8 protein-coding genes and 1 pseudogene are annotated in these 6,772 nt (G+C 65.8%); 2 read left to right on the top strand and 7 right to left on the bottom strand.

The window, feature by feature from the left end; all coding sequences use genetic code 11:
- Positions 1-325: 325 nt before the first annotated feature.
- Positions 326-1,312, bottom strand: coding sequence for a hypothetical protein (locus BST44_RS28520; RefSeq protein ID WP_232512931.1), 987 nt, complete (start codon positions 1,310-1,312; stop codon positions 326-328).
- A 71-nt stretch (positions 1,313-1,383) separates the two neighbouring features.
- Positions 1,384-2,007: a helix-turn-helix domain-containing protein gene (locus BST44_RS28525; RefSeq protein ID WP_158086686.1), complete on the bottom strand. Its 624-nt coding sequence runs from the start codon at positions 2,005-2,007 to the stop codon at positions 1,384-1,386.
- A 189-nt stretch (positions 2,008-2,196) separates the two neighbouring features.
- Between BST44_RS28525 and BST44_RS28530 the strand changes: the two genes are divergently transcribed.
- Positions 2,197-2,634, top strand: a complete 438-nt coding sequence (locus BST44_RS28530; RefSeq protein WP_052955344.1) for a WhiB family transcriptional regulator — start codon at positions 2,197-2,199, stop codon at positions 2,632-2,634.
- Positions 2,635-2,644: 10 nt separating this feature from the next.
- On the top strand, positions 2,645-2,929 hold the full coding sequence (locus BST44_RS28535) for a hypothetical protein (RefSeq protein ID WP_047323878.1): 285 nt from the start codon (positions 2,645-2,647) through the stop codon (positions 2,927-2,929).
- 328 nt (positions 2,930-3,257) lie between these two features.
- Here BST44_RS28535 and BST44_RS28540 read toward each other — a convergent pair whose 3' ends face one another.
- The 5 genes and pseudogenes from BST44_RS28540 to BST44_RS30250 form a co-directional block, all read right to left on the bottom strand.
- Entirely contained in the window at positions 3,258-3,599 is a 342-nt protein-coding gene (locus BST44_RS28540; protein ID WP_047323879.1) for a hypothetical protein, read from the bottom strand.
- Positions 3,596-5,302, bottom strand: coding sequence for a PE family protein (locus tag BST44_RS28545; protein WP_047323880.1), 1,707 nt, complete (start codon positions 5,300-5,302; stop codon positions 3,596-3,598). The genes BST44_RS28540 and BST44_RS28545 overlap by 4 nt, the downstream gene beginning before the upstream one ends.
- Positions 5,303-5,317: 15 nt before the next feature.
- A complete protein-coding gene (locus BST44_RS28550) occupies positions 5,318-5,623 on the bottom strand; it encodes a type VII secretion target (RefSeq protein WP_047323881.1) in 306 nt (101 codons plus the stop codon).
- Positions 5,624-5,696: 73 nt separating this feature from the next.
- Complete coding sequence (locus tag BST44_RS28555) at positions 5,697-6,002, bottom strand: hypothetical protein (RefSeq protein WP_133058051.1); 306 nt, start codon at positions 6,000-6,002, stop codon at positions 5,697-5,699.
- A 27-nt stretch (positions 6,003-6,029) separates the two neighbouring features.
- Positions 6,030-6,772: pseudogene (locus BST44_RS30250) on the bottom strand (DUF4226 domain-containing protein); the annotation flags it as partial.

Genomic DNA, 6,772 nt, shown 5'->3' on the forward strand with positions numbered 1-6,772 from the left:
ACCTCGTCGACCGCGACAAAGGTGTGCGTGCGCTTGTGTACATCGGCTCCAACAACAACCATGGTGGTTGCCTCCATTCACTGTGAGGTGACGGTTGGGCCGGTCGGCGGACACATCTCAGTGGGGGCGATGCCACGCTCCTATCAAGTCACGCCGGCCGGTCCTTCACACCTGGTGCCGACAAAACGCATGGACGCCAATCCAAAGACGGCACTCACCGTAAGAGCCAGACACCAGATGATCAGGATCCAACCACCGCAACAAGCGGCGACCTCACCCTGACACTGACCGCACCGTACCTTTTCGATGTGACATAGCCCGCCGACTAGCGGGCTCCTCGTTTTCCGCGAAGCACATGTACTCGGGTTTTCGGGGCGATCAGCGGGGCGTCGGCCGGGCCCTTCAGGTAGTCGCCTATATAGCGTGGTTTTCGTTGCGAGAGCCCCGGCCCGCAAGCCTGCTGGCGCCAGTGTCCAGACACCGGGAACCGATGGCTATAGGTTCGGCCCGAGTCCGCCGCCCGCGACTGTCTTTGGGCGCGCAGTATGTCGACGATGGTTACCAGGGAAGGCCGCGGCGGCACCGGGGCCGCCGTATCGGTGCCTGCAGTTGGGTCGGGCCGCGGGCGCGGCTCGGGAGTCGGGCCGATTGTTCGTGTCTCGGCGATGTTGGTTTGGCCCATGAGCAGCCAGGCCGCGCCCAGGGCGCTGATGAACGGGTACGCGCTTTCTCCACCGTTGGCTTCCCCGGTGCGCGGCACATCGGGCCGAATCATGATGGTGTGAGCGCCCCATAGCGGCGAGCTCGTGTTGGCCATGCGCAGCACGGCGGCGTTCTGCTCAGCGCGTGAGGCTGGCGTGAGCTGCAACAGCCCATCTGGCCTTCGCCACCACCAGACCGCGTCCCAGGGAATGTCGATGATCGTCGCGACCTCGCGGTCAAGGGGGCGCGCGGTGACTCCAGGCCTGTTGAGGTCCATTTCGACCGCCTCTTGGGTGGGCACACCACTAGAGACGGTGTCGGCGGATTTCGCCCAACATAAAAGGCCGGTCGCGGCTGGCATTGCCGCCTCAGGTGTCCACTCCGGCAACGACTTTGACGCTTCGAGCACCACGTCGACCATGTCGCGTGAGACCCAGTACAGCTCGGCGGTACGTAGCGCCGCCGCTTCGGTTCGTATCGTGTCGGCAGTGGCGGCGAACTTATCTATAAGCCGCTCGATCTTCCTCATTTGCGCGACGCGCTCAGGTGGAGCGCCGGGCGGCAATGCGTTGCGGTACTCCTCAAATGTCAGATCCGCGGCGGCCTCCATGGCATAGCACCACTGCCGCCGGATGATAGGCATGCTGGTGGCCGCCCATGGTGCCGCTCCGCGTCGACGACTCACGGGCGGATCTCTCTGAGTTCGGCTAAAAGTCGGATCGCTTCGGTGCGCTCGGCATCGGCGAGCCAGGGCAGCATCCAGATCAGCGCCTCCTCGGTTTCGCGTGAGGCCGTGCTGAATTCGTCATCCATCGCGGCGCGGGCGGCCTCGGACATGTGGTCGCGATGCTCGAGGAACGCATGGCGCATTTTGACCAGTCGATGAGCGACAGCGAATCGTTCGGCGGCGGCCCTCGCGGTGTCCGCGCTGACGGCCGGTGGCACGGCGATGGTGCCGGCGGTAGTGACCGCTCGAGGCGCGTTGCCGCCTAAGACGGCGTCGACGCTGCCGTCCTGCCATTCCAGCGCACGCTCTAGGGCTCGGCGTAGCCGGCGGGTGAGTCGGCCTGAGCGGTTGGTTTCCACCGCACGCACGGTGGCTACCGACATGCCGGCGCGTTCGGCGACGTCGGGCTGGGTCAGCTTCAGTTGTTTGCGGCGAAGTCGAACTTCGTCGGCGAGCTGCTCCCAGGACATGACCCGTATCTTGCCCGACAAACCGCCAGATTTCCCCATCCGCGCCGCTAAAACAGGTGATTCAGCGGTTTGGGTCGCCGATGCGTTGAGCAGCGCCGGCTCAACCATGAAACACGGTCTGACATGCGGTGACACCGTGTGCTGGTGCTCGCTGCGAGCGCACGTGCGGGTACCCATCCCAGAATTTTAGCGGTTAAACCGCTAAAACCGCTAAAAACTCTGTTAGATTATCGGTAATTCACGGGCGTACCGCCTCAGTGAAGAAGCCCAGCACCTACCAAGGGAAGGACGCCTCCAATGACGATCAACCTCGCCCCCGCCGCCGACACCCGCGCCAACGCCAGACCGTTTGCGTCCTTCCAGATGCGCGCTGATGTGCGCCTCTTCCAGACCAGCCAGCACGTGGCCTGCCAAGAAGACCCCGAGCTCTTCTTTGACCCGCGCGCCAAACACCGCGCCATCAAGCGCTGCGCCGAATGCCCCTTCCGCGGCCGTTGCGGCTACAACGCCGTGGCCACCGGAGCCACTCACGGAATCTGGGGCGGCATCATGCTGCCCGGCGCCCAACCCAAGGAACTCAAGCCGGTCTATGCGCGGCTGGCCGCCCAGTTCGAGCAGCGCCGCCAAGCCGAACTCGGTGACCTGCGAGTCGCCCCGCTGCCAGACCTCGACGACACCGACGACACCGACGATGTCGACGACGAACCGCTGATCTTTCACGCCGGCGCGGCATAGGAGGCATGTCATGAGCTCCGTCGTTGCAGAGCACCCCGTAGTCACCAGCGTCGATGACAACGGCACCGAACGCATCACAGTGTTGGACCACGACACGTCGGTGATTTGCGGAGCCTTCAAACCCGCCGGCCATCTCTATTGGCGGCTGTACCTGACCACGGCGGTGGCCAGCTCCGGGTGCACCGCCACCCAACTGCCGCCCGCGCATGTACTGGCAGCACGTCGCGAGGACGCCTGTCGATGGGTCGAACTGATCGCCCACCTCTACACCCACCCCGCCGCGGTCGACAGATAAACCCCGTAGCGACCGCGCCCGCGGCCCGCCGCTGCCCTTGCCCTAAGGACTACTAACTATGACTATTCGCGAAATTGCCTGCGAGACAGATGTGTTCGACGCCGACGGCACACCGCTATCCGGGCGCGTCGACAGACCACCTGAGAACACATTCGATTGCCTCGGCAGTGCCCCCATGATTCCAAGCTGTTTTCTCAGACGGCTGCCCGTCACCTAAGCCTGAAGACGTTGTGGCGTTGATACATCGGCTTTTTCGCATTGCCGGTATCGCCTGCTCGGCGCCCTCATTCACCAATTCTTCTGCGCGCCATGGTTTTTCCAACCGGAATCACCATTCGTCGCGCAGCACCTTGAGTTCATGCCAGGACGATTCCGGCCCCCAGTACCGGTCAATCGCGGCCTGAGCCACCTCACGCAGTCTTTGCGTGCCCTCGCTGAGCACTTCGGTGATCAAATCTTCCAGGCCCGTGTAGGTGTAATCGGCCAGCGCGGTCGGCGCGATGAACAGATCGCACAGATACCCGTCCCCGTCGAACGTCGGCATCACTACGTCGCTGATCGGGTCCTGTTCTCGCATGTTGTGCGCGGCGGCGTTGAGTTCGGCCACCAGCGCCCGCGTTACGCGCAGCCCCTGGTCGACGGCGGCGATTCGTTCCTGCGGTGTGCTCACGGGTTCTTCCGATCAGTGGGTTTAGCGCGGCCTTCTCGACGGTTCTTCACCGGCTCACTGTTGGCCGGCGCCACCACTTTCAACTTGCGTTCCTGGTAGAGCTGCTTGTTGTTCGGGCCGGCGCCCTCCCCGGTTCCCCGCATGGGCGGCATCATCGGACCCACTGCGCCCATCGCCGGTGCAGGCGCCTCCGCCGGTGTCGGCGCCGAGGGCGCAGAGGCGGGTGCGGCCGCCGGCGGTGCGGACGCCACCTCGGTAGGCGCGGCCAGTGGCATGTCTCCCCCACCCGCCGGCTCTGTGTCGCCTCCGCCGCCACCGGCGCCGAGATCCCCGGGAGAAGGTAGATCACCTGCCGGAGGCTCTGGGGATTGCGGCGACTGCTCCCCGCCGTGCTGCGGCTCACCGCCTTGCGGATGCTGACCCAAGCCACTCATCATCGGCCCGGCCGCCTGCTCCAAACCCTGCAGCGCCTTTTGCGGCGCTGCGGCCAGGCCACCGAGCAAGCCACCCAAGCCGCCGACCACGCCACCGATGATGCCGGGAACGACTTCCGAGGGCAGGCCCCCGGCCGTCTGCGGCAGCGCATCCGCCAGCGGATTAGCCGGGCCGCTGGGATCAACGGCCCCAGGCGGCCACGTCGGCCCGGCAGTCAGATTCTCACCGACACCTGGACCGCCCTGCACCGGCTGCAAGGGCGCGCCTTTGGGCGAGTGCTGCGGCTGCGGCGGCCCCACCGGGCCATCGCCGGGACCAGCAGGTGGAACAGCAGGGGGCACAGTCGAAGTGGGAGCATCCGGCGGCGGCACAGGCATCTTCGGGTTACTCGGTGCCGCTTCGGCAAAGGTATAGGTGCTAAACCCCGTCGTCGAAGCCTGATAGAGCTTGCTGACCTTGACCTGCGCCTTGACGACGGCCACCCGTTGGGCGCCACCGGTGCGCGCATTGGACTGCAGCGCCGCCTTGAGCTCGCGCTCCGCGTCAAGCACGTGGCGATACGGCGGGACATCGGTGAGCGCTTTGGAGAAGTTCTGCACATGAGCCTTGGCCTGATCAGCCAGGCCCTGCACATACTTGGCGTGACCCTGATACCAGGTTTGCAACGCGCGCATCCGGGTCGTGGCCGCATCGGCGGACTGGGCCTGCCAGCCGTTACCGGTGGTGCCGATCGCTTGGCCGAGTTTATCGGCGGCGTCGTCGAGCTGCTTAGCCTCCGAGCGCAGGCTGGTCTCCACGGCCTCCCACGTCTTTTTGCCCGTGCCGGCGCGACCGGTCTCGATCAAACGAGCGACGTCACGCGGGCTCGCCGGCACCTCACCGGCGGGCAGATCCGTGCCCAGCCCGCCCGTCACGAGATCCGCCGGCACCACATGACCCGGCGCGCCGGTGTACCCGGCCGGCACGGCCGCGGCCGCACCACCGCCGCGTCCCAGCGTCGCGGCCGAGCGCACTTCCTGCTCGTCGTAGGCCGAGGCGCTGGCATCCAGCTTCACCCCGAACTGGCGCGCCAACACATTGGCCATTGCCGTGTATTTGCGCGCCAAACTCACCTGGGCGGTGAAACGCGTGCTCGCGCCCACCGACACCATGTCGGCAGCGCTGGGCTGTACATGATTCGAGCCCGGCGTTGCGGCGCCACCAGCGGCCTCGGCCTGCCGGCCTGCCGCCCGCACGACCTCGGTATCGACGCGTACTGAATCCGCCACCAAGTAGCCTTCGAGTTACGTCTTCAAAATTTGCTGGCTGGCCTCTTCGGTCTGCTGGTAAGAAGAAATGCTCGACCGAATATGGCCAGCCACACCCTCGCAATACTGCCCCAGCGACCGGCCCGCCGCTGACCGCGCCTGCAGCGTCTCGTTCAACGCCTCACGAACTTCCCACCCAATGTCGCCGAAGCGTTGACCCATGCTTTCGGCGGTGCCGGGATCGACGGTCAGGCGCTCGCGCACCCGCGGCGCCTCTTGATCCCACCACTGCGCGTGCTGGTCCCACTCATCGAAATCCAGCTTCACGTCGTCGCCGGCCACCGCACACCTCCCATAGAACTTGGCTATTTGCTAAGCCTAACAACGGCTCAACGGCCTGCGCATCGGTCACGAATTAAAAATCGATGGTTCGCCGATATTCTTCGACGTCGGTCAAACTCGGCCAGCCCGGCGTGGTCGGCAGGGCAGCACCGCTGTCCTCAATGATGCGCATGCGCTGTTCGGCGCGTGCTCGCATCAACGCCAGCCGGTGCAGCCGCACAATCCGATCCGCCAGCATGTCAGCGGTCCACGATCGCATCACCTCGGGCTCGAGCTGGACCCGCAACCCCTGACCCTGCCAATCCAGCTCGACCATCAACGCGCCATCGGCGGACCATTCAGCGACAGTGGGAAGTACTTCCTGCTGCTCGTCGGTCACCGCGACTCCCGCATCGTTGGCCCACATCTAGCTACCGCTGGTGTTCGTGATCCCCGGCTGACCGGCCGGTGCTGGCGCACCCGGCACGGTCGGGACCGGTGTCGTCCCGGTGAGCTGAGGCGGATCGACCCAGCCCAGAAAATCTCCCGTAGGCAGTGCGCTTTGCGGTTGCAGCTGCCCATCAAGCCAGATTTTGCCATTACCCATGTACATCACCGGGTCGCGACTCGTGAATTGGGCGATTTGACCGGGTACCAAATGGCTCGGATCTGCCGGCGCGGTCACCGGGGTCCCCGGCGGAGGCAACTCCACATGGGCCTGCTTCCACCCATCGGCGACCGTCGCCCCGTTCAACACCGCCCGCACTGCGGCGGCGTGCTGGACAGTGGAAGCCGTCACCGGGGAACCGTCGGGCATCTGGACTACCCGGCTCGGCTCGCCACCGACGCTGGCGGGCACCGCCGCGGGCGGGGCGGGCTGGCCGCTGGGCTGCGGCGCAGTCGTGCCCGCTGGCTGGGTCGTGCCGTTCTTCTCGCCCTTGTCGCTGGTGTCGTCCTTGCCCGACGTCGCGTCAGAGTTCTTGCCGCCGTCGCCGTCCCCTTTGCCATGCGAGGCGTCTTGGAAGTCGTCTGACTTGCCGTGGTCGTGGGCGTCAGTGTCTTTGAACCCGTCACCGCCGCCCTGGCCGGCCAACTGACTTGCCAGCGGGCCCATCGCGCCCAGCGCATCCATCGGCAACGACCCCGCGGCCCCGCCCAGCGCGCCAGGAA

The sequence above is a fragment of the Mycobacterium scrofulaceum genome, assembly GCF_002086735.1.
In the GTDB taxonomy this organism is placed as follows: Bacteria; Actinomycetota; Actinomycetes; order Mycobacteriales; family Mycobacteriaceae; genus Mycobacterium; species Mycobacterium scrofulaceum.

Excerpts from the sequence above, each read along its gene's own strand:
- BST44_RS28520 (WP_232512931.1), bottom strand. The coding sequence starts at position 1,312 with ATGGAGGCCGCCGCGGATCTGACATTTGAGGAGTACCGCAACGCATTG.
- BST44_RS28530 (WP_052955344.1), top strand. The coding sequence starts at position 2,197 with ATGACGATCAACCTCGCCCCCGCCGCCGACACCCGCGCCAACGCCAGA.
- BST44_RS28525 (WP_158086686.1), bottom strand. The coding sequence starts at position 2,007 with ATGGTTGAGCCGGCGCTGCTCAACGCATCGGCGACCCAAACCGCTGAA.
- BST44_RS28535 (WP_047323878.1), top strand. The coding sequence starts at position 2,645 with ATGAGCTCCGTCGTTGCAGAGCACCCCGTAGTCACCAGCGTCGATGAC.